General features: G+C 51.1%; 18 protein-coding genes. 15 read left to right on the top strand and 3 right to left on the bottom strand.

The genetic code is table 11. The features are described 5' to 3' along the window. Positions 1 to 107: 107 nt before the first annotated feature. The 4 genes from HPY90_RS04105 to HPY90_RS04120 all read left to right on the top strand — a co-directional run bounded on the left by HPY90_RS04105 (position 108) and on the right by HPY90_RS04120 (position 2,577). Positions 108 to 785, top strand: coding sequence for a zinc ribbon domain-containing protein (locus HPY90_RS04105; RefSeq protein WP_287191491.1), 678 nt, complete (start codon positions 108 to 110; stop codon positions 783 to 785). 29 nt (positions 786 to 814) lie between these two features. Then, entirely contained in the window at positions 815 to 1,207 is a 393-nt protein-coding gene (locus HPY90_RS04110; RefSeq protein ID WP_287191495.1) for an NINE protein, read from the top strand. Positions 1,208 to 1,307: 100 nt separating this feature from the next. Next, the gene (locus tag HPY90_RS04115; protein WP_013175485.1) at positions 1,308 to 1,682 is read left to right on the top strand and encodes a hypothetical protein; all 375 of its coding nucleotides are present in this window, start codon (positions 1,308 to 1,310) and stop codon (positions 1,680 to 1,682) included. Between the two features lie 142 nt (positions 1,683 to 1,824). Beyond that, positions 1,825 to 2,577 carry a prolipoprotein diacylglyceryl transferase family protein gene (locus tag HPY90_RS04120; protein WP_287191501.1) on the top strand — a complete coding sequence of 251 codons (753 nt, stop codon included), beginning with the start codon at positions 1,825 to 1,827 and terminating at the stop codon, positions 2,575 to 2,577. Positions 2,578 to 2,726: 149 nt separating this feature from the next. On the opposite strand, the gene HPY90_RS04125 is transcribed toward HPY90_RS04120, so the two are convergent. Then, positions 2,727 to 4,442: a DUF3352 domain-containing protein gene (locus HPY90_RS04125; protein WP_287191504.1), complete on the bottom strand. Its 1,716-nt coding sequence runs from the start codon at positions 4,440 to 4,442 to the stop codon at positions 2,727 to 2,729. A gap of 653 nt (positions 4,443 to 5,095) precedes the next feature. Between HPY90_RS04125 and HPY90_RS04130 the strand changes: the two genes are divergently transcribed. The 3 genes from HPY90_RS04130 to HPY90_RS04140 all read left to right on the top strand — a co-directional run bounded on the left by HPY90_RS04130 (position 5,096) and on the right by HPY90_RS04140 (position 11,898). Beyond that, positions 5,096 to 6,421: a DNA recombination protein RmuC gene (locus tag HPY90_RS04130; RefSeq protein WP_287191507.1), complete on the top strand. Its 1,326-nt coding sequence runs from the start codon at positions 5,096 to 5,098 to the stop codon at positions 6,419 to 6,421. A 203-nt stretch (positions 6,422 to 6,624) separates the two neighbouring features. Then, positions 6,625 to 9,843: a carbamoyl-phosphate synthase large subunit gene (gene carB / locus HPY90_RS04135; protein ID WP_287191510.1), complete on the top strand. Its 3,219-nt coding sequence runs from the start codon at positions 6,625 to 6,627 to the stop codon at positions 9,841 to 9,843. 480 nt (positions 9,844 to 10,323) lie between these two features. Beyond that, positions 10,324 to 11,898, top strand: coding sequence for a sensor domain-containing diguanylate cyclase/phosphohydrolase (locus HPY90_RS04140; protein ID WP_287191514.1), 1,575 nt, complete (start codon positions 10,324 to 10,326; stop codon positions 11,896 to 11,898). 107 nt (positions 11,899 to 12,005) lie between these two features. Here HPY90_RS04140 and HPY90_RS04145 read toward each other — a convergent pair whose 3' ends face one another. Together HPY90_RS04145 and HPY90_RS04150 are read right to left on the bottom strand one after the other, a co-directional pair. Then, positions 12,006 to 12,479 carry a hypothetical protein gene (locus tag HPY90_RS04145; RefSeq protein WP_287191517.1) on the bottom strand — a complete coding sequence of 158 codons (474 nt, stop codon included), beginning with the start codon at positions 12,477 to 12,479 and terminating at the stop codon, positions 12,006 to 12,008. Beyond that, positions 12,476 to 13,414: an arginase family protein gene (locus HPY90_RS04150; RefSeq protein WP_287191520.1), complete on the bottom strand. Its 939-nt coding sequence runs from the start codon at positions 13,412 to 13,414 to the stop codon at positions 12,476 to 12,478. The genes HPY90_RS04145 and HPY90_RS04150 overlap by 4 nt, the downstream gene beginning before the upstream one ends. Positions 13,415 to 14,125: 711 nt before the next feature. Between HPY90_RS04150 and HPY90_RS04155 the strand changes: the two genes are divergently transcribed. From HPY90_RS04155 to HPY90_RS04190, 8 genes are all read left to right on the top strand, one after another. Next, positions 14,126 to 14,965 (top strand): trypsin-like peptidase domain-containing protein, encoded by an 840-nt coding sequence (locus HPY90_RS04155; RefSeq protein ID WP_502707186.1) that lies wholly within the window; start codon positions 14,126 to 14,128, stop codon positions 14,963 to 14,965. A gap of 622 nt (positions 14,966 to 15,587) precedes the next feature. Then, the gene (locus HPY90_RS04160; RefSeq protein WP_287191522.1) at positions 15,588 to 16,322 is read left to right on the top strand and encodes an SIMPL domain-containing protein; all 735 of its coding nucleotides are present in this window, start codon (positions 15,588 to 15,590) and stop codon (positions 16,320 to 16,322) included. A 136-nt stretch (positions 16,323 to 16,458) separates the two neighbouring features. Further along, entirely contained in the window at positions 16,459 to 18,624 is a 2,166-nt protein-coding gene (locus HPY90_RS04165) for a DUF3160 domain-containing protein (protein ID WP_287191524.1), read from the top strand. A 10-nt stretch (positions 18,625 to 18,634) separates the two neighbouring features. After that, entirely contained in the window at positions 18,635 to 19,228 is a 594-nt protein-coding gene (locus HPY90_RS04170) for a hypothetical protein (protein ID WP_287191528.1), read from the top strand. A 294-nt stretch (positions 19,229 to 19,522) separates the two neighbouring features. Then, positions 19,523 to 20,086, top strand: a complete 564-nt coding sequence (locus tag HPY90_RS04175; protein WP_287191532.1) for a response regulator — start codon at positions 19,523 to 19,525, stop codon at positions 20,084 to 20,086. After that, positions 20,079 to 20,237 (top strand): hypothetical protein, encoded by a 159-nt coding sequence (locus tag HPY90_RS04180; RefSeq protein WP_287191535.1) that lies wholly within the window; start codon positions 20,079 to 20,081, stop codon positions 20,235 to 20,237. Before HPY90_RS04175 ends, HPY90_RS04180 begins: the two co-directional genes overlap by 8 nt. A gap of 317 nt (positions 20,238 to 20,554) precedes the next feature. Continuing rightward, positions 20,555 to 21,430, top strand: a complete 876-nt coding sequence (locus HPY90_RS04185) for a DUF6544 family protein (protein WP_287191539.1) — start codon at positions 20,555 to 20,557, stop codon at positions 21,428 to 21,430. An 810-nt stretch (positions 21,431 to 22,240) separates the two neighbouring features. Then, on the top strand, positions 22,241 to 22,645 hold the full coding sequence (locus tag HPY90_RS04190; RefSeq protein ID WP_287191542.1) for a hypothetical protein: 405 nt from the start codon (positions 22,241 to 22,243) through the stop codon (positions 22,643 to 22,645). Positions 22,646 to 22,764: the final 119 nt, after the last annotated feature.

A 22,764-nucleotide genomic window follows, 5' to 3' on the forward strand; every position in this document is an offset into this window, starting at 1 on the left:
GGGCTTCACTTAAAGGCTGGAAAAGGAGCAGCGATTTTGGCAGCTAGTGCGAAGGCAGGTCCAGCCATCGAGGTTAACTAAAGTCAAGAAGGGGGGGAAGTGTAGGCGTGTTTTGCCCTTATTGTGGTACAGAACTGCCTGCGGGAGCCAGGTTTTGTTCGGGTTGCGGTACCAGGGCTGCGTTCAATTCTGGTCCAGGTAACGGCGCTTCAATGTTAAGTCAGCCAACCATCAATGATGCCCGGTTTCTTGCTTCGGGTGTCAACCAGGCGGCCGGGGCTGCCGGCATGGTGGTCGCCCAGGCAGCAGGAGGTGCTGTAAGAGCAAAGTTTACGGCGGTCGCTCTTACAGCGGCTATTGTTACCGCTGGTATCATTCTATATAACATGTTCTTCGTAACTAAGCCCCATGATGTGGTATACAAGTTCTTCAATGCCTTGAACGAAAAAGATTTCAATACCGCGATAACCTGCCTTGATCCCAAGTACGAGAAGATGTACAACGCCACCAGCAACATTCTGCAGTCCTTTATCGGCATTAGTCTCAAAGACGTTGCCGACCTATTCCCTGCCTTGTTTGAATTTGCCCAATACGAGAGCGGGGATAAGAGTGACGTTAGGTTTGAGGTAAAGGACATAGTTTCAGAAGAGATAAGTGGTGATAAGGCAACTGTGGTGGTAAATTTAGAGGTCAAGGATGAGAGTGGAAAGGTAGTGGATGGCGGAAACGGTGCGATTTACTTACAGCAGTTTAACGATGGCTGGAGGATCATAGACATGGAATAGCGAGAGAAAAAGCAACAGGGGGTATGCGGATGTTTTGCAGGAATTGTGGAAGCGAAGTTGCCGAACAGGCCGTGGTCTGTGTTACATGTGGGTGTTCCCCCAGGAATGGGAAGAATTACTGCCAGAACTGTGGAGCCGAAACAAATCCAGCTGCAGAAGTTTGCTTAAAATGCGGGGTTAAACTCACTGTTGCAGCAAAAGCGGGGGATAAGTCAAAATTGGCGGCTGGCCTTCTCGGTATATTCTTGGGAGGTCTTGGCATACACCGTTTCTATCTCGGCTATGTCGGTATCGGGATAGCCCAGATTATCGTTACTCTGATTACTTTTGGAATTGGCGGTATCTGGGGATTTATTGAAGGCATCATGATACTGACCGGCGTTATAGACAAGGATGCGAAAGGCATGCCGCTTAGAGAGTAAAGCGACTTACAGTTACATTAGTCGCTGAGTCAGAGAAGGTAACATGGGTTACTTGATGGGTCAAGGTGCTCGAGATTATTGCATCTAAGGAGGTAGTGAAGTGGCGAAAAGAGGTACGTCAAATGCTCCTATGATATTAGGAATTGTAGGGGCGTTTGTTTCATTGCCCAACATCCTTTGTGCCAGCACCTGCGGGGCCGTCGTGGGGGCGGGAATGACAGATTCGGCTGGAGGCCTTGGTATGGGGGCTGCCTTGGGGTTTATTCCGGTTATCTTGGGATTTATTGCGGCTTTCTACGGCAAGTCCAAGCCTACTTTTTGCGGGATATCGATGTTTATCTGCGCTGCCATATCGCTTATCACTGTAATCATGACCGCATTTACCAGCCTGTTTGGCTGGGCTGCCTTGATACTGTTCTTAATCGCCGGTATAATCGCTTTTGTTCAACCGATGGAGGAAATACCGGAAAATTAATATCGGTAGAGACAGCAGTCTCATAAACATATATTGTTTCGGCTGTTTCATCCTTGAGCACCTTGACCCCAACTTTACATTCAAGAAGGGTGTATAGTGAGCTTGTGATTACAGAAAGGACAACGATAGAAAGGGAAAAAACATGGTTAGACATCCTTTAATCGATATGGGTAGCTTCCCGATCTACAATGTCATGGCAGGTATCGGACTGATTTCGGCTTTACTGGTGTTGATGCACAACTTGAAAGATTATAATCTTCGTAAGCCTGAAGAAGATCGACTTTTATTGTTGCTGGCAATAGCATTTGTTACCGGAATGGGGCTATCTAATGTGGGTAACTGGTTCATAATGCCGGGCGCGTTAGATTTGCCTTTGCTGCTGAGAATAAAAAGCGCAGGGTTGAGTTTTTACTTTGGTTTGATCGGATTTTTGGGGACGGCGACCTTCCTCCTCAAGGCGTTCAGGTATGATGTTGGGATGTATCTTAACGCTGTTGTTCCATCCATGCTCTTGTTCCATGGTTTTGGACGAATCGGCTGTTCCTTAGGAGGATGCTGCTACGGGAAAATCGTAAACTGGAACGTATTTAATACCATTTTTATTGAGAGGTTCCCAGCGCGAGAGATCGAAGCGATCTTGCTGTTTATTGGGTTTTTCGTAACTCAGTACGTTATTAAGGAACGCCGCCTAGTCTTTTACCTTTATGCGTATCCGGTAACGAGGTTCCTCCTTGAATTCGGGAGGGGGGATAACCGTGGAGTCCTGATTACCAGCGTTTTGTCCCCATCACAAATCATTTCAATACTCATTATATCCATCACAACGGTCTATATGTTGTGCGCTTTTGCTGTGAAGGTCGACTCCAAGCACGGTATCAGGAATCTTCACATGTGATGTTGCGAACTCAAACAGGGTGGGGCCTTCGGTTCGTTAAATGCAACCGGCAGGACGAAGATGGTGCGGGCACAAAAAAGCCGGGGACTTCTGAGGTTTATGAAGCCCCGGCTTTATAGTTTCTAGGTTCAACCATCCGAAAGCGGCAACTACTCACTAACGGAGACCATCAAGGTTCCGGACTCAGCATTGTCCTTATCAACTTGGGCTGAGAAAGCAACCGACTTGATTGGTTTAACATAAGGATAAACTTCTTGGTCGAATTCCTGTCGGTCGTATGAATCTAAGCTCTTCCTTAGCAGCTCTGTCCCTTTCTTGACATCGAAGTACATACAGCTGGTTTCTGGGGACGGAACCTCTTTCATAGCTGACTTAAATGTGGGACTCTTGGCTAGAGGATTCCCTTTGCTTAGAGTCTGCCTAAACAGGTACTCTGAAGACCCCATAATTAGGTAGTTGTTATCGAAGCAATATCCCAAGGTAGCGTCGGTGGAGCTTGCATCCCGGAGCCAGCGGACTTCGGATCCAGATATGGTTTGGTGATCAAGCGTTATAGGTTCCTCCTGCATAAAGACATTCGCTATCTTATCTACTTTTCTCGCTGCGAAGTCTGAGTCATTAACCTCTACCATAAACACAAAGCCCACCGGTATGTCTGTTTCTCCGAAAAGACCGGTATTATCGGGAATAATAGCCAGAGCCATTTCTCCCTTCATCCAGCCTAGTATGTCCTGTTCTATATCGATACCTGTCTCGGACTCCATCTCATTCAATCCCTCGGAGACATCGCTGAGGCCGGGCTCTGTATGGACATCAGCCAGCAGGTTCCTCAGATAGCTAGGTATAACGGTTGTCCCGATATAGGCTACTGAATCTTCCGGGGTCAGGACCAACGTTTCTTCGAGTTTATCCGCACCTGCGGTCGGGAGCGACGATGATTTTTCCGGATTGAGGGTACTGACATAGTCCATACGGATTCCTTCTCGAACAAAGGACAATGCATAGCCGATACTTTCGTAGGCTTCCATCCGGTCAAGCCACCACTCAACGGGGCCCATGCTCCCCTCATCTCTGGCCATTTGTACTAAGTTCTGATAATCCAGGTAACAGGCCAAAGCACGACCTCGTGGCAGCCTTTTCATGACTTCCTGATAGTGCTCGTTATTGGCTAGGTTTTGCTTGTTGTTATTCTTGGCCCGATCTATAGTCTCACATAGCAGGTCTTCATCATTTGAAACAAGCAAAAAGTCGCCGGTGATTGCATACGCGAAGGGATTAGAGGCGTTTTCCTCAACAGTAACCCCGGTGCCCTGGTAAACCCGAGTAGTAAATTCGTAGCCGTCTTCTTCCATCCGGGCAAGCATTTTTCGCATACAGGCGGAGGTTTTTGCTTCATCTTTGGTTTCTAAGGCAAGCAAAACGGCCGGATCCTCGTCAACAGTAAGATCCGGAACGGCCAAAGCGGCCTCCCGTCCGAGCCACGGTTTGACATCAGCCTCGAAATCAAGGTCAGCTTCCTGGCGGAAGTCTTTTTCCCATTCCTCAACAGCCTCCCGGACTTCTGGAATTGACAGGTAAATGTCCTTGATGTGATTGAAATTCTTGACCTGTTGGGGGTCGGGTTTTACTACCACGAATATGTCGGTGTCTTCCGGTACCAATTTGGCCGCGCGCACCGGCCCACCGTACCAGAGGCGCCAAGCCAGTATTCCCAGCAGGACCAGGCAAACAGCGACGCCCGCAATAATCCAAAGCTTTTTCCGTCTGGGAGGCACTGACGGCGGGGTGAGAGGGCTGCCACACCCGGCGCAGAAGAGGGAATCGTTCTCCAATATGGTGGTGTTACAATTAGGACAGACATTCACTACACATCATCCTCCTTTCCTTTGAAGCATACCCTCCCTTCGTAACCGGGGATGTTTATAGGTGTTAAACCAGTTTTCCTACATCCAGGGGAGCCGTGACATCGCAGGCTGGCCGGGTTACTCCCTGGCGTTTCTTGCATCCTGCGAGCCTCTACTGAGTGGCCCGTGGCCGGTCTAGTCTACTGGAGGTTAGCTTTTGTACAAAATAATTCGCCAGATTTCGGGACTTATCCTGCTATAGTATCGAAAGAGTGAGGCCTATTTTTGGGAATGCAACTGTGTATAAGCCCAGGGGTGCTCATTATGGGCTGATTCATGACAGAATTCCATGAATTGTTCGGAGCGAACGGCAAGCGGGGACTGACAAAACTGGATGGTAGAGGTAAGATGAAATGTGGTATTAAGTTGTCTGGTCGATTAGGAAACTCCGTTCGGGGCTGTACAATGAGGGTTTGTACGCCATTAAACAGTGGAGAACAGGCAGAAGGGGTAAGAATATGAACCAGGTCCTGGTAGAGGTCTTAGCAGGGTAATCGTTGTTCTTTATTCACATGGTACCGTGAGGGTCGGGGGGGGCAGGTATAGGTCAGTTAAGGGCAGTGATCGGGTTTTTGTGCGATGCTGTCAGATACAGAGGGGAGTGTGAGCCGGGCGTGGACTTTTGGTGGGTAGCAGTGGGGTTTGTTTTGGGAGGGCTCATGGCGTGGGCTTTTGCTAGTGTACGACTGCGGGCCGCCGACAGCTTGAGGGCGGAGGATAAACTGCGGCTCTCGCAGACCGAAGCAGAGTTGAAAACCGTTAGGGAACAGTTGGATGTCGAGAGAACTGCCCGTACACGAGCCGAAACGCTCTTGGCAGAAAGTCAGAAAAAAATCGAAGAAGAGCGAAAGTTTCTCGACGACGCTACTCAGAAACTGGCCGATTCTTTTCGGAGCCTGGCGGGGGAGGCCTTGCGGCAAAATAATCAGGTATTCCTAGACCTTGCCCGCCAGAGCGTGGAAGCCGTGGTAACCAGGGCTCAGGGCGATTTGGGACAGGGGCGGCAGGCGGTAGAATCGCTGGTCGTGTCCCTGAGACAGGCTCTAGAGCAGTACGAACGGGAAATAAAGGAGATGGAAAAAGCCCGGCGGGAAGCCTACGGCAGCCTGACCAGGCACCTGGAAGAGCTGAGCCAGGCTCAACAATTGTTGCAGAGCGAGGCCAGGAAGCTGGTCTCCGCCTTGAGAACGCCCCGAACCAGGGGCCGCTGGGGAGAGATAACTTTACAGCGGGTGGTAGAGATGGTGGGGATGTCACCATACTGCGACTTCACGGGCCAGTTCACGGTGGACAGTGAGGATGGCCGCGTGCGTCCCGACATGGTCGTCCACCTTCCTAACGGGCGCTTGATCGTTATCGACGCCAAGACACCGCTGGAAGCTTATCTCGACGCGGTTGAAGCAGAGGAAGAAGAAGCTAAAAGTAAGGCTTTGCAGCGGCACGCGCGGGCAGTGAGAAACCACATGCAGATGTTGGGATCGAAGGACTATCAGAGCCGGTTCAAATCGAGCCTCGATTTCGTGGTCATGTTTCTGCCGGGCGAACCGTATTTCGGGGCTGCGGTGGAACACGACCCTGGTCTGATCGAAGACGCTTTTAACCGCAGGGTATTACTGGCTACCCCTGTGACGTTGGTTGCTTTGCTGAAAGCGGTGGCCTATGGTTGGCAGCAGAAGCAGGCTAGCGAGAATGCCGAACAGGTTATCGAAGCTGGGCGGCAGTTATTCGAGCGGGTGTGCGTTTTTGCGGAGCATCTTTCAGGCGTGAGAAGGGGGTTGGTGGGTGCTGTGGAGTCGTTCAACCAGGCTGTAGGCTCGTGGCAGACCCGGCTGCTGCCGGCAGCCCGCCGGTTGCAGGAACTCGGCGTGACCAAGAACCAGAGGGAGCTGAAAGAAATAGAGTATATAGAGACTCTACCACGTGAAGTCCAGCCTAATTGAATCTTGGGTAACGAAAAAGGTAGGCTGCTTTATAGAACGCGAAGTCGCGGCCTGTTTTCTGTATTTAGAATACTTGCCAAGTATACTCCCAAAATACTTTACGATCAAATGAATTAACCGTATAATCGTAAAGGCGGTCGACAGCCAACTGCCGTACTCACAAATAAAAGCCGGATAACACCGGCTCAATGGAGGATGATCGCGTGCCCAAGAGGACAGACATCAACAAGATCCTTATTATCGGGTCAGGCCCGATCGTTATCGGACAGGCCTGCGAGTTCGATTACTCAGGAACTCAGGCCTGCAAGGCGCTTAAGAAGCTGGGGTACGAGATAGTTTTGGTCAACTCTAACCCCGCGACTATAATGACCGATCCCGGCATAGCAGACACCACCTACATCGAGCCCCTTACCGTAAAATCCCTCGCTGCCATCATAGCCAAAGAAAGGCCGGATGCCGTGCTTCCCAACCTCGGGGGTCAGTCAGGGTTGAACCTAGTTTCCGAACTTCACAAGCAAGGTGTTCTGGACAAATACGGGGTTAAGGTTATCGGGGTTCAGGTAGACGCTATAGAAAAAGGCGAGGACCGTACTGTTTTTAAAGAGACCATGGAGCGTTTGGGCATAGAGATGCCGCGCAGCCAGGCAGCTTACAGCGTGGAAGAAGCAGAAGAAATCGCCAGAGAGCTAGGTTACCCGGTGGTGATACGCCCGGCTTATACTCTGGGAGGAACCGGCGGCGGCCTGGTATACAACTTAGAGGAATTGCGGACCGTCGTAAGCCGGGGGCTTGCCGCAAGCTTAGTGGGACAGGTCCTGGTAGAAGAATCCGTGTTGGGTTGGGAAGAACTAGAGTTAGAGGTTGTAAGGGATGCGAAGAACCAAAAGATAACCGTTTGTTTCATTGAGAATGTGGATGCGATGGGGGTGCACACCGGAGATTCGTTCTGTGTGGCCCCCATGCTTACGATAAGCCCAGAACTGCAGGAGCGTTTGCAGGACTACGCTTACCGGGTGGTAGAAGCCATAGGGGTCATAGGAGGAACCAACATCCAGTTCGCCCACGACCCGAAGACCGGGCGGGTGGTTATCATCGAAATCAACCCCCGCACCTCCCGTTCCTCGGCCCTAGCTTCAAAGGCCACGGGTTTTCCTATCGCTTTCGTATCCTGCCTGCTGGCGGCAGGGATGACTCTCGATGAAATTCCCTATTGGAGAGACGGAACGCTTGAGAAGTACACCCCTTCGGGCGACTACGTGGTAGTCAAGTTCGCCCGCTGGGCCTTCGAGAAGTTCCCCGGAGCGATAGATAAACTCGGAACCCAGATGAAAGCCGTGGGCGAGGTCATGAGCATAGGCAAGACCTACAAGGAAGCCCTCCAAAAAGCGATTCGTTCGCTCGAGATTAACCGCTACGGCCTCGGGTTTGCGAAGGATTTCCACGAGCGGCCGCTGGAAGATTTGCTGGCGATGCTGGCGGAACCGACGAGCGAGCGCCAGTTCATAATGTACGAAGCCCTGCGCAAAGGCGCTGACATTGAAGAGCTGTACCGCCTTACCCATATTAAGCCGTGGTTCATACAACAGATGAAAGAACTGGTAGAGCTAGAAGAGGAGATTCTGAAATACGAGGGGAGTCACCTGCCGGACGAGCTCTTCATAAAGGCCAAGAGAGACGGGTTTTCCGATAAGTACCTGGCCATGTTGCTCGGAGTCGGTGAGACCGAGATCCGAGAGCGCCGCCTGGCACTGGGGCTGTCGCAGTCCTGGGAGGCTATACCGGTGAGCGGGGTTGAAAATGCAGCTTACTACTTTTCGACTTACAACGCGCCGGACAGCACTACTACCAGCAGCAGGCCCAAGGTCATGATCCTGGGCGGTGGTCCTAACCGCATCGGTCAAGGAATAGAGTTCGACTACTGCTGCGTGCACTCGGTCTTCGCTCTGAAGGAGCTGGGCTACGAGACGGTGATGGTGAACTGCAACCCCGAAACCGTTTCCACCGACTACGACACCTCCGACAAGCTGTACTTCGAACCGGTGACTGTGGAGGATGTTCTGAGTATTTACGAAAAAGAAAAACCCATCGGCATCATTGTACAGTTCGGAGGGCAGACACCTCTGAACATAGCTCAGGAGCTGGCTGCAGCGGGGGTTAGGATTTTAGGAACCACTCCCGACACTATAGACCTGGCAGAGGACCGTGATCGTTTCCGCCGGATGATGGAAAGCTTAGGCATACCGATGCCGGAAGCGGGGATGGCGGCCAACCTGGAAGAGGCTTTGGAAGTAGCCGCCCGCATAGGTTATCCTTTAATGGTTCGGCCTTCCTACGTCCTGGGCGGCAGGGGTATGGAGATCGTATACGATGAAGAGATGCTGCGCCAGTACGTGACGGCCGCAGTGGGTGTGACCCCGGAAAGACCGATTTTGATCGATAAGTTTTTGAGCAATGCGGTTGAAGCCGAGGCCGACGCCATTGCCAATGGGAAAGACGCCTTTGTACCGGCAGTTATGGAGCACATCGAACTGGCCGGTATTCATTCCGGGGATTCGGCCTGCGTCATCCCGCCGGTCACTATCCCGGAACGGCACCTCGCTACCATCGAGGATTACACGAAAAAGATTGCCCGCGAGCTAGGCGTCGTCGGTCTTATGAACATCCAGTATGCCATAGCCGAGGACAAGGTGTACGTGCTTGAAGCCAACCCGAGGGCTTCCCGCACCGTGCCTTTAGTTTCAAAGGTGTGCAACATACCCATGGCCAAGATTGCTACCGAGATCATGATGACCCATGCGGCCGGCAAAGAGTTCCCCATCGAAAGTCTGAAACGCAACCGGTTGAACCATTTCGGGGTCAAGGAAGCGGTTTTTCCCTTCAACATGTTCCCCGAAGTAGACCCCATACTTGGTCCGGAGATGCGGTCTACCGGGGAAGTGCTGGGGCTGGCTGATTCTTTTGAGCTCGCTTACTTTAAAGCCCAAGAAGCAACACTTTCCCCGCTGCCTACCGAAGGAACCGTGTTTATCAGCGTCAATGACCAAGACAAACCAGCAGCTCTGGAGGTCGCGAAGGAATTCGTCAAGCTGGGCTTTAGGATCAGGGCTACTGCGGGTACCTTCAGGTACCTGCAAGAGCACGGGGTACCGTGCGAGTATATCAAGAAACTGGCTGAAGGCAGGCCGAATGTTCTCGATGCCATAACCAACAAAGAAATTCAGCTGGTGATCAACACCCCGGCTACCAAGCGGAGCAAACAGGATGACTCTTATATCCGCAAGGCGGCCATTAAGAACAAGGTCACGTATATCACGACTATGGCGGCGGCTCTGGCCGGCGCGAAGGGCATTGCTGCTTACAGAGAGAGCCTGGTGTCGCCGAAACCGCCTAAATCACTGCAAGAATACCATAGGTTCGAGTGAAGGATTCTCGAACAGGGAAGAAGCTTATCCGTTCCTTTATACAAGAAAATCACAGGTATGAGTAAAGCTTTTGTCGTAGAAGCATCAAAAAGGGATTGAATTGCCGGCGAAGGATTTCATATGGAAGTAATGCGTTAAATGCTGGCAATAGCTTAAGGGCGGGGTAACCCGCCTCATGTTTGATCCCTGCGGTTTCGTGACTGTCCGACCTTCTGCCAGTTATTTCTGTCGAATCAAAGTAAGGATTGAGGAGATCGTCTCCAAATGATGGCCACGACCTACTCTGCTGAATGCTACGTGAGCTGCAGGGCGCCGATCTCAGTAAAAATTTCACAGAATGAGGCAGGATTTGGCGCATAAGCATAGAAATGCAAGAAATAGACTTCAGGACTGTAAAGTCATGCTGGACTCGGGAAGATTAACAGCTGTCGAAGCGGAAGTGACGTATAAAGCAGTTCCATCACTGAGGTGACGGGGGCGGTGAGGTTGAGGGACGGGACAAAGAACGGCCTGAGTGGAAATATCGAATCCGCGGGCGACAAAGAGCAAAAGATTCCCGGGAGGTCGTCAGCAACCCCACACCAAACTGACTGTGGTGAAGACAATACCCTGGACAGTAAACTGGAGTTTCTCCAAAGGTTGGTCGATTCTCTGCCTGACGCGACCCTGACCGTGGGTGCCGATGGTAAAGTACTGGTATGGAACAGGGCAATGGAAGACATGACTGGAGTTAAGGCCGAAGAGGTTTTAGGTCGAGGTGACTATGTTTACGCGGTTCCTTTTTTTGGTGAGAGGAGGCCGATACTTGTAGATATTGCCTTAGGCAAAGGTAACAGCTGGACGGAAAGTTACGAAAAACTCACCCGAAAAGGACACATTGTAGTCGGGGAAGGTTTTGCCCCGCATGCACGTGAGGGCAAAGGGCTGTATTTTTGGACCCTGGCTGCCCCTATTTATGGCGATGATGGGCGCGTATTGGGGGCTGTTCAGTGCATTCGGGATATCGGCGAGCGCAAGCTTATGGAAGAGGAACTGAAACGCTTGAGCACGCGCGATGCTTTGACAGGCCTTTATAATCGAAACTTTTTTGAAGAGCAGTTGTTGTGTTTGGAGAGGGGTCGCTTTTATCCGGTAAGTCTCATTATCTGCGACTTAGATGGGCTCAAGCTGGTTAACGATGCATGGGGGCACGACCGGGGAGACGAGCTGCTCCGGCGGGCCGCCTCTGTGATTAAGGGCTGTGTTCGTGCTTCGGATATAGTAGCCAGGGTGGGAGGGGACGAGTTTGCCGTTATTCTGCCGGGAGCAGACAAGAAAACGGCAGAGAAGGTCATGAGACGCATCAAGATGGCCGTAGATACAGATAATACCAAGCATTCCGATTTTCCTCTGAGTATTTCTGTAGGATCGGCAACAGCGGAAGACGGTTCCCGTCCCCTACGTCAGTTGTATAAGGAAGCAGACGATGCCATGTATCTCAACAAACTTGCAAACGGCAGAGACCTGCGGGCTGCGACCATTAGCGCTCTGAAAACTGCCTTGGCCGGAAAGGATTTTCATAATATGGAGCGCATGAAGGAACTGGCTTGCAGCCTAGGGAATGCCGTCGGGCTTTGCCAGGAAGAGATGGACAGCCTTCGGCTTTTGGTTGAGATGCACGACGTTGGGAAACTGGGCGTTCCCGATGACGTTTTATGTAAGCCGGGGCCTTTGACTGAGGAGGAGATGAAGGTGGTTCAGCGTCATCCCGAGACCGGATACCGCATAGCACTCTCCTCCGGGGAGTTGGCCCGCATAGCGCCTTACATTCTCCAACACCACGAACGTTGGGATGGAACAGGGTATCCGCAGCGGTTGGCTGGGGAGAACATACACCTGTTGAGCCGTATACTCTCCATAGTAGATGCGTACGACGCTATGACGTGTCAGCGGCCATATCGTCCAGCGCTTACCCATCAAGAGGCCTTGAATAATCTAAAACAGGGCGCCGGAACCCAGTTCGACCCACGCTTGGTAAGTATCTTTCTCACACTCGTTCCGGAAGGGGAGGATTAACAGGCTGAAAGCCATGTCACTTAGCCGGATTATGACCTGGGGGTGATCTTTTACTATGCACCAACGATGGGTAGTTGCCTGCTGTTTGTTAGTTCCGGCGGAGGCACCTAGCGTGCGAGCCGTATACTTGCCTGCACTCTAGCGTTTAACTCGGGAGGATACCATTTGTTGTTGCTTTCAATGAATCTCCTGATAATCGGGCTGTTGGCAAAAATCGAAGCAAAATATTCTTCGAGTGTATGCCAAGGATACTCAGGCATGAACTTTTTCTGAACTTGCATAGCATCATAAATGTCCATATACAATTCGGCTATGCTTAAGAGTCTGGTCTGTAAAACGATATCCGCGTCAGCCGACAAATCCTTCCCGTCATAAAAATAGGCTTTGTATTCAGGGTTTTCAAAGAAGAAGCGATCCATATCTATAAGGTGGTTTACCACATTTTGATATGCTTGGCTCATGGTGCACTGACAAACAGCTCGGGTCTGTTTCCACATCAGGAGGATACTTATTATAAGGACCGGAAACCCTATGATGGTAACTAGATACTGCACCAATTCGATCTTTTGAAATAATGTCACTGTGTGTCCCCCCTTAAGTTGTCCAATCCGAACTGGAATGTCACATAAGCCAACATTGCTTTAAGTATTCCGAGTCCTGCGTAGCAGGTGATGCGCCCACCATCTAGCGGAGGCGCGATTTCCATGATATCAAAGCCGACGACATTGAGTTTCTTCTCAAAAATGTCTTTTCTCTGAATCTCGATCAATTCGTAAATGATGTCCAACAAGTACCGCGACGATAAGCCACCGGGCACCGGGCAACCCGTTCCGGGAGCAAAGGCTGGGTCTAGGACGTCGATATCAAAGCTTATGTAAATGTCTGAAACTACTTTGAGTTTTTCAATCAGGCGACTGGCAGTCTCTTCCGGCGTCATCCTGTGCAACTGCCTGGCCGAGAGTACTTCTAGCCCCATTGTGTTGATATAGTCAAGCTCTTCAAGGATGAAATCCCGTACACCGACAAGTATGACGTTTTCCCTATTTACGTTGGGTAGTTCCAGAATCCTTCTTAACGGGCACGCATGGCTGAATTTGCTCTTCTGCCGGCCGTTAACGCCCTGGTAAACATCCATCAGATCAGGGTGGCTGTCGAACCAAATAATCCCGAGATCCGGTTTGTGCTCGAATGCTGACACCACTGCACTGGAGATGCTGTGATCGCCTCCGATAACCGCCGGAACGATTCCTTTCTTAGCAATGGCAGATACTCTTGAAAATACGGCTTTCTGGGTAGCGCCAGGATCGTCATTATTTACCGATACGTCGCCATAGTCCATTATCCTGAGATTATCGAGGAGCGCCCCATTTTCGGCTATCGGTTCAAGATAAGCGGAAAATTCGCGGAGATAGGCCGGTGCCAACCTCGCTCCTGAATCCTGAGAAACCGAGCCGTCGTAAGGTACGCCGATAATCCCAACGTGTGGTTTATCATGCAAATTGTCAGCAAGACCCATCCAAAGCCTTCTCGGATTATTTTTCAAAACATCACCCCGAAGTTATCGCAGTTCCCGGCTAGCATAGATTTTGATTTATATAATTCTCCGTCTCTAAACAGATTCCTCCAGTCAAGTATGCCTTAACGAAAAAGGCTACCTCCGAAAGTTGAGCCCATATCATATAAAGGAGGCAGGTATGGCAAAACTCATCTAAAGGGTGTTAAACCAGGTATTGGATGCCCAGGCCACTGAGCAACTGCGAACGAAACGTCTCTAAGGCAGAATTGGAGCAGTGCTTGTTGAGATTGATAATAAGTGGAGTAGAACCCAAGTACCTAACGTCACCGCCTTATGCCACGTATTATAACTTCAGACTGCAATGCAGGAAAGAAAGTCTGTGTTGTTGGGAGCGATAACTGTTTATCTCAGACAGTTCGGATTTTCGTTGAAGTTTGTTCACAGAATGGCAACAGAAATAGGATATGTTGGTAAGAGGGAACTTAGCAGGGGAGTGAAGAAGTTTGGAAGCGTTGTGTAAGTTTTACTTGTGGACTGAACTTATGGTGGCGCATTTTTGGAATTGCAGCCCGTAAACCGGTATTGTCCTGACCATGAGCGACTCTTTAGGCCCTGATCGCCGCGGGCAGTAATAGATGCGGTTCGAGGCGGCGACTACGGCCACTTCGGTGAGTTATTTTAGGGTAAGAGCGGATGATGGAGGTGCGAAGTATGGGGAAGTCAAGAATTCTATTCAGAGTAAGGGAAGCAGCATACTTTATTTTAGGCGCTTTAACTATGTTAGCCTTCTTGTCAAGCCCAGGAGTCATATCGAACCCGGTTGAATTTGCTTCAGGAACGAGGGCAGCTGCTGCGTCATCGGCAGCCGTTACGGATTCCTCTGTGATTCCCGAGATAGTGGCACGGGTTAGTCCGGCGGTCGTCACCATAAACACCACTGAGAAAATTAACGTGTCTCAAAACCCGTTCTTCACGGACCCTTTTTTTCGTCAGTTCTATGGGCGGCGGCTCCGGACTCAACCGCAGTCTCAGACCGTACAGGGGCTGGGGTCTGGGTTTATCATTTCTAAAGACGGCTATATCCTAACCAACGAGCACGTAGTGAGCAGCGCGGACGAAATCGTGGTAAGTCTTTCTGGTGACGACAAATCGTACTCGGCACGCAAAGTCTTCTCAGATTACAACCTCGACCTGGCAGTGCTTAAGATAGACGCTGACCGTAATCTGCCGACTTTATCTTTGGGAAATTCAGACAGCACCAGGGTAGGCGATTGGGTCATCGCTATCGGTAATCCTTATGGTCTGGACCATACTGTGACTGTCGGAGTAATAAGTGCCAAGAGCCGCCCGATCACTATTGAAAACCGACAGTATAAGAACCTCTTGCAGACAGATGCGTCTATCAATCCGGGGAACAGTGGCGGTCCACTGCTGAACCTGGAGGGAGAGGTAGTGGGGATCAACACCGCTGTGAGCTCAGAAGCTCAGGGCATCGGTTTCGCTATACCCAGCAATACTGCTCTTAAAGCAATAAACAACTACATCAAATAGTCCAAAAGTACCTTTTTGACAACAATGCTTTCCCGACAGGTAAGATGTACGAGACGTCCTTTGCTCCCTATATTTCTTGAAAAAGGAGCTATAAGACGAAAACAGAGAAGCCTGCGAGTAGATAATTCCTCAATTTCAACCTCACTACCGATGGTAACGAAAGGCAGAGAGCTGTCCTCTTTTTTGTTTTATAAGCATGTTTCTGATAACGTAAGAGTTGACCACTGGTGCGCAGAACGATAACGAAAAAACGGAACTGTAAAAGAAGTTGTCAGGGGAAGGGCGAGGATTCCTGCAAACGGATTCACCGTGGTCACCGGTAACGGTGTCATAATATCTCGCTTTACCCCTGGCAAAAAAGCTGAATACAGGTTGGGGTTCAGCCGAGTCGGGAGTGGCGAGCCCCTCGACTGGGAAGGCGTATACACCACCATTGGCGCCGGACCGCGATTATTCTAGAACACGAAGTCCTGAGACCGGATAGGCATGACGAAAGGGTTAACTACCTAAAACCAACGACAGCAAAAAAGCGTGTCCCAAAAAAGAGGAATAATCTGAGAGAGAAAAGAATTAATAATTCACAGGAATTTCCGGTATTATCTTGCGAAAGGGGAGAAGGGACTTGGAGAACCGAAACAGTTGGTACGTGTGGGTTGCGCTTATTTTGGCCCTCGGCTTAATAGTCTCGTCATCCATTGTGACATGGGGACTATTGAGGGTTAAAGCTGCAGGTAACACCATAACGGTTACGGGATCAGCCAAAAAAGAAATCGTATCCGATCTTGCTGTGTGGACGGGAAACTTCAGCGTGAGAACCAAAGACCTGAAAACGGGTTACAATCAATTAAAGGTCAATGAAGCTACGGTGAAGAAATACTTGATGGAGCAGGGGATACCGGAAAAGGATATCGAGTTTTCCTCCATCAACACCGGTATAAACTACGTTATTGGACCCAGCGGTCAATACACGAGTGAAATTGAAAGTTACGTCTTGAACGAAGAGGTGAAAGTTCAGTCCAAGGATGTTCAGAAGATAAAGCAGCTGGCTCTTCAGGCGACCGACCTCATGAATCAGGGCCTTGAGTTCCAGTCCTATCCCCCACAGTATTTTTACACAAAACTTCCCGAGCTGAAGGTAAAGATGCTCTCTCTAGCCACCCAGGACGCCAAGCGGAGAGCCGAGGAGATAGCGGGCAATGCCGGAAGCAAGGTAGGGGCCCTGAGATCCGCCCGTATGGGGGTATTCCAGATTACACCTCGTTACTCTAATGAGATTTCCGATTACGGTATCAATGACACAAGTTCGTTGGAAAAGGAAATAACCGCAGTTGTAAGCTGCAGTTTTGAGATAAGGTGAACGGTTCTAAGAGAGCGGGGACGAGAAAGTGGCGCAGGTGGATGCACGTCCCGAAATAGGAAAGGGATCGCAAGAAATAGGCCTCAAGAAACGTAGATATCGATAAGAAAACAACGGGAGCGGGGAGGAAGAGGGCGTGATCAGGAAAGAGAGGCCTGTTTGGCTAAGTGCTGTCGTTTTGGTATTGTTTCTGGCTGCCGGGTGCGGGGGCGGCGGGACAGCCACGATACCTACCGGGCCAGAGACTGCACTGGCTGCGGATTTTGCCCCCTATCAGGAAGTCAAGGTGGATGTAACCCCGCAGGTGCCCGCCTACAAGGTAGCTACAAATCTCGAGAACGTAACAAACCGGGATCGTTTCAAATTCTCTTCGGAAGCCAAAAAGCTGCTGGTTGCAAACGGCTTCGTCGTGATTCCGGCTCAGAACCCGGAATTCTTCATAGTCTATGAAACCAACAGGTACGACGGCATACCGAACTTCATCACCACCGACGCCATGCTTCATAACTATCACCTCTTCTTCAACCAGCTATTGAAGACCGTGGAAACACAGTATTTGATCCCCGAACTGAAGAAGCTGAACACAGGGATGCTGGCCGAATCTCAGAAACAGTACGAAAGCTTGAAAGGCACGGCTTGGGAAAATGCAGCCCGGCGGAACGTAGCCTTTTTTGCGGTAGGCAACAAACTTTTGGACCCGCAAGCAAAGATCCCTGAACAGGTGAAAGAAGAGGTAGAGCGGGAACTGGCACTGATCGAGGCCCACCAGGAGACCGCGGTTTCTCCGGTGATGACGATGGGCAAGTCTCCCGATGTCTTGGAATCTCTTAAAGAAGACTACACCCAATACACCCCGCGCGGGCACTATGTTAAAAGCGAGGAGTTGAAGAACTACTTCAAAACCATGATGTGGTACGGGCGTCTTACTTTCCGCCTGAAAGACCAGGATGAGATTAGGTCTGCCGTGCTCATGACCTTGGCTCTTAACCGGGGAGAGAACCTAAAGAACTGGGAGAACATCTACCGCACAACCGCGTTCTTCGTGGGCAAGAGCGATGACCTGGGTTATTTGGATTTTCAACCGGTACTGGCCGAAGTTTACGGAAACGTGGTCAGCTTGAAGCAGTTGGCGACCGACTCCTCCCAATGGGAACTCTTTATTAAGAAAGCCGCCAAGCTGAATCCCCCGGCCATCAACTCTGTTCCCATCTTTGACGAGACTATCCAACCGGATCGGGAACGGGAGATAAAAGGCTTCCGCTTCATGGGACAGAGGTTTACCCTCGATGCCTCGGTATTCCAGCGCCTGGTTTACCGGGAAGTGAAGGAGAACCCGGACGGACAAAGGAGGGTGCTGCCCAAAGGCCTGGATATTCCGGCGGCGATGGGTTCCGGTGAGTCCTATGCCATTCTGAAAGAAATGGGAGAAACCAGGTACCGCAACTACCCCGAGAACATGGCCAAAATGAGACAGTACATCAAAGGGCTGGATAAAAGCACTTGGACCCAGAACCTTTATTGGAGCTGGCTGTACACCCTCAAGCCTCTCATACAGGAAAAACCCGAAGGTTATCCTTCGTTTATGCGTAACCAGGCCTGGGCGAGGAAAGAGTTGAACACCTATCTCGGTAGCTGGACGGAACTGAAGCACGATACTGTTCTTTACGCCAAACAGGTCTATGCCGAGATGGGGGGAGGCTGGGAACAGGGAGATGACCGGGGCTATGTGGAACCTAACCCCGAAGTCTACGCCCGCCTGGCAGCTCTGACGGCCATGACCAGAGAAGGTTTACAAAGTCGGGGACTATTAGCGGAAAGGGACAAAGAGAGCCTGAACCGGCTGGAGAAACTGGCTTTGGACCTCAAGGACATATCGGTAAAGGAACTGAATAACGAACCTCTCTCGGAAGCCGATTACGAGCTCATCCGCACTTTCGGCGGACAACTGGAGCATTTCTGGCTGGAAGCTTTGCGGGATGAGGTCGAGAGCCGGTCCCAGATATGGGAGAACCCGGCTCCGGTGGTGGCAGACGTGGCTACGGCCCCTCCCGACCTGGTATTGGAGGAGGGAACGGGCTATATATCAGACATTTACGTTGTCGTCCCCGTGGAAGGGAAGCTCCGCATAGCCCGGGGTGGGGTCTATTCCTACTACGAGTTTCCCTGGTCTGCCGCCGATCGCCTGACCGACCAGAAATGGCAGGAAATACTGCGCTCCGGGAAGGCTCCCGAACCTCCGAAGTGGACCGGGATATTCACCGCCAGAATGGAAGAGTGGCCGATTGTACCGGTTTGGCAATGAGGAGCGGGTTATGGAACATCGAGGGTACCGGAGTTGTTGGAGATGGCTGGGCCTGGCTCTTGCGGCCGGGCTTTTTCTTTGGTGGCTGGGTTACTTCTTTGGCATCGACAGGGAAGTGACGGTTAGCGGGAGAGACCTCGACGGCGACGGCGTGCTGGAAACCTATGTACTGAAAGGGCGCATCCTGACCGTCAGCGAGGAAGATAAGCTGATATGGGAGTCGCCGTCGGATTGGAAAGTAGAGGACTTTTTGATAGCCGATGTAACGAATGATGGCCAGGAGGAGCTGGTCATGACGGTGTGGGTGCGGGGCAGGTTCGGGAAGCACAGGCCGTTTTGGGTTTCTGGTGATGATGGTAAATGGTGGAACCACCTTTACCTTTACAGGCTGGTGGGCAACCAGATGAAGCCGGTGTGGATGTCCTCGGGTTTGGAGCGGCCGGTTCTCGAACTGGAAGCGGGAGACGTAGATGGGGACAAGGCCCTTGAAATGATAGTAACCGAATCCCGCTACCGCTGGCTTTCTTATTCTCTCCGCAGATTTCCTTTAGGCCGCGAGCGTTCGGTATGGCGATGGAATGGCTGGGGATTCTCGCGCCTGTGACCCACCGTTTTACCTACCGCCTATGGTCAGAAGTATGTGTTAGTAGCTCATATCATGTGAGACACATTACCCTCACCTATTCGACGACAACCCGAGGTCAACGACAGGAGGATAATGGTACTTTATGTCGAATTTGGGTTACATAGGTTTAACACACGCAGCCGAACGAAGCTTTTGGATACATTGAAAAAGAGAAACCTATAGGTAGATGCGGCCCCAGTCATCAAAATGATAACGCTTAACGGGCTTATTTAACGTTAAAGTCGGGAAGCGGTTGGAGGGGAGGTAATTCTTTTGGCGGTTCTCCCAGAGAAGAGTATCCTGCTCGTCGAGGATTCGGCACTAACCAGGTTTGCAACTCGAAGAGCGTTGGAGGAAAAGGGCTACTTGGTCGATGAGGCCGCGAGCGGTCAGGAAGCGCTGGCTAGGGCGCGGGAAAAGATAAGGCCTTACGATTTGGTGATACTTGATATCCACCTGCCGGGGATGGACGGCCTGACAGTGCTGGACAGTCTTAAACGCCTGCCGGAATACCGACATGTGCCAGTCATGGTGGTTACGGTCGAAAGCAAAGTCACTACAATCAAGCAGGCTATAGAACTGGGAGCAGTGGAATACCTCATCAAGCCGTTTTCGGAGCAGGAGCTGGTACGCCGTGTAAAGAAACTGTTGGGTACTGGTGCCAGGAAAGAAGTTTCACCCCTCGACTTACTTCGAAAAGTGCTAAGAAATGAAATCAACCGGGCAAACAGGGGTGGGTCGAAGGCAACTCTTGTCCTTTATGGAGTTAGGGAAAAACACCATTGCCTTAGTTCTTCCACTAACTGGGAGAGATGGAGCGCAGATAGTCGTGAATAAGCTAGAACTAGCAGGCGTGCTCCAGGGGGTATGGACATGTGGGATCGCAGTGTACCCTGACGATGGAGAGAACGGGGAAGAGCTCTTGGCCAGAGCCGAAGCTTCATTGAGGGAGAAAGCAAAGGAGAAAGCCCCATCCGAACCGAGCTAGCACTCCGTTTTTGTCCGGGAGAAGCGTGTACGTGTATAACAGGATGGAGGCCTGAAGAGATCGGGGTTGCTAACAGTTTCTACTTGCTGTAAGAGTGGTTGCTGACTGCGTTCAATTCCCCTGTCCACAAGCCTTTATCTGTTCCTGGGCCTTAACACCTTTACAACTGTTTTTGCCAGGCAAATTCGATTTGCGTATCTGAATTTTGGGGTTTCAGACCTGTGACGAATAGGAAAATGTGATAGGATAAGAAAAGGCCAGCGACAAGGCACATCCCAAAAGCCCAAAGGTCACGGCAGAAAGGAGACTCTCTCTCCATGAGCAAAATTTTGTTCTACCTTCTCTGGGGCGGCGCAGGAGTTTTAATCCTCCTCATCCTGAGTGTGGTGACAGCAAACATCATGTGGAGGAAAAAGGTAAAAACAGAAGTAAGAGAAGTGCTATCCAGAGCCGCAAAAAAGGAAGCCGGTGAAGCTGCGACCAGTTCATTAGTAGCAGCGTCAGATCTAGAGGGTCTGCCGGCGAGCGTGCAGAAATGGCTGCAGCGGGCAAACATAGTAGGAAAGCCAAGGATCAGCACTGTATATCTAAAGCAAAAAGGGGTAATCCGCACCCGAGAAGATCAGCCCTGGATGCCGTTTGAAGCTGTGCAGTATTATGTGATCGACGAACCTGCTTATATCTGGAGCGCAAGAGTCAAAGCCGCGTCTCTGATTTGGCTTGTTGGCCGCGACCGCTATCTTGATGGTAAAGGGAATATGCTTATTAAACTCCTCGGACTGAAAACTGTAGCTGATGGAAAAGGAAAGGAAATCGACCAGGGAACCCTGCTCCGGTTTCTCAGTGAAATCATGTGGTTCCCCAGCGCTGCTCTGAGTGAGTACATAAGGTGGGAACCGGTAGACGGAAGCTCTGCCCGAGCCATAATGAGCTACAAAGGCACCACTGCTTCCGGCATTTTTTTCTTTGACAAAGAGGGAGATGTTACCAGGTTTACGGCCCAAAGATACCAGGCAAATGATGATGGTTACTCCCTCCAAAACTGGTCAGGCAGTGTGTTGGATGCCGACTACAGGGAATGCAGCGGCTTGCGGATCCCCGCTAAAGCAGAAGGAACTTGGCACCTGGAAACGGGAGATTTTAGTTACTTCAGGGGGGAAATCATGGAATTCTTAATTAACCCTACTGCTTGACAGACTATTGATACAGGCGATATCCAGATAGGGGCGAGGTAAGTCCTTATAATTGTGTAAAAATGGAGAGCGAAGGCAACGCTGCTGGTTAGCCGGGTAACGGGAGGACAATGGTACCATTACGAAGGAGGGGGACAAAGAAGTCTGGACCGGGCGGCTGCGCGACAGCCGGGGCAAAGAAGTGATGCTATTTAAGTTCACGCCTTCCGGAGGGGAGGCCAGGCAAGAGTAGGTCCTTTTCCCGCGGCGGTTTTTCGCCTGGGCTGGAAAACATGTGGCCCATTGCGGGGCAGAACAGCAAGAAGTCATCCTCGTCGATTACCAGAACGCAGAAAGAGGTTTTCCGCAGGCGGTTCGCAGAGCGTGTCACTTATCTTAGTGCCCACCCCAGGGGGGAGGAATTTCTCGTTGCAACTGAAAAGGCGCTTTATCTGGTACAGCCGGCGGAGGAAAGTAGCGCGCCTCGTTCCTCCGAAAAAGCACCTGCATTTATCTTGCGCCGTCTCAAAGAGGGAGTCTTTCACTGGCCCGCCCTCTCCCCGGATGGCCGGCAGGTAGCCTCCGGGAAAAAGGATAAAAAGGGCGAAGGGACAGCACTTGTCGTGCTTGACCTCTCGAGTGGGCGCGAAAGGGAAATGCTCCCATCTTTCACCAATCCGGGTGCGCCAGACGCGGCTTACCGGATCATCACCTCCGTCGCCTGGAGTCCCGACGGCAAAAGGATCGTGGTAGGGACGACAAGTCCACCGACCCCCGTATAGAAAATGGCTTGTTATCTTGGAGCCTGAAACCGGTCAGAAGCGGGATCTAATGAGCACTACCCAGCTGTACACTCCCCCCGGATGCTTTACGCCGGACGGGAAGCACTATCTCATTTCTCAGGGCAAGCCGGATTATCGCGAGTTCATGGGAGAAGGGAGCCAGTACACGGGTCCGGATGTGCCCGACCCCTTCCGGGCTAAAGTCGTCCTTCTGGAACCGGAAACCGGGCGGCTCACATACCTCCGGCACATTCCGCCCGACTTAAACTCCTACTGGCCGCTGTGCGACCCGGGGGGAAAAATCTATTTCCTCGATAAAGACCCCGATCGCGTTGTTTACTCACTACGCCGGGATGCTGCCGGTGTAAGCGTTTATCGAGCGGCGTCACAAGAGGGACAACCTGAGCGCCTGCTTGAGGTTGAAGGCCTGGTGAGTTATGCGGTGATTCCCTGAATGGCAATTAAAAACCTTAGCAAACCTAACAGAAAAAGCAGGTGGTACGCATGAATTTTCTAATGTAAGAAACGTCCCGCCTCTGCGTATTGTTGGTTAGGAATACCACTCTCATCAGG

This window comes from Syntrophothermus sp. (assembly GCF_013314835.1).
Lineage (GTDB): Bacteria > Bacillota > Syntrophomonadia > Syntrophomonadales > Syntrophothermaceae > Syntrophothermus > Syntrophothermus lipocalidus.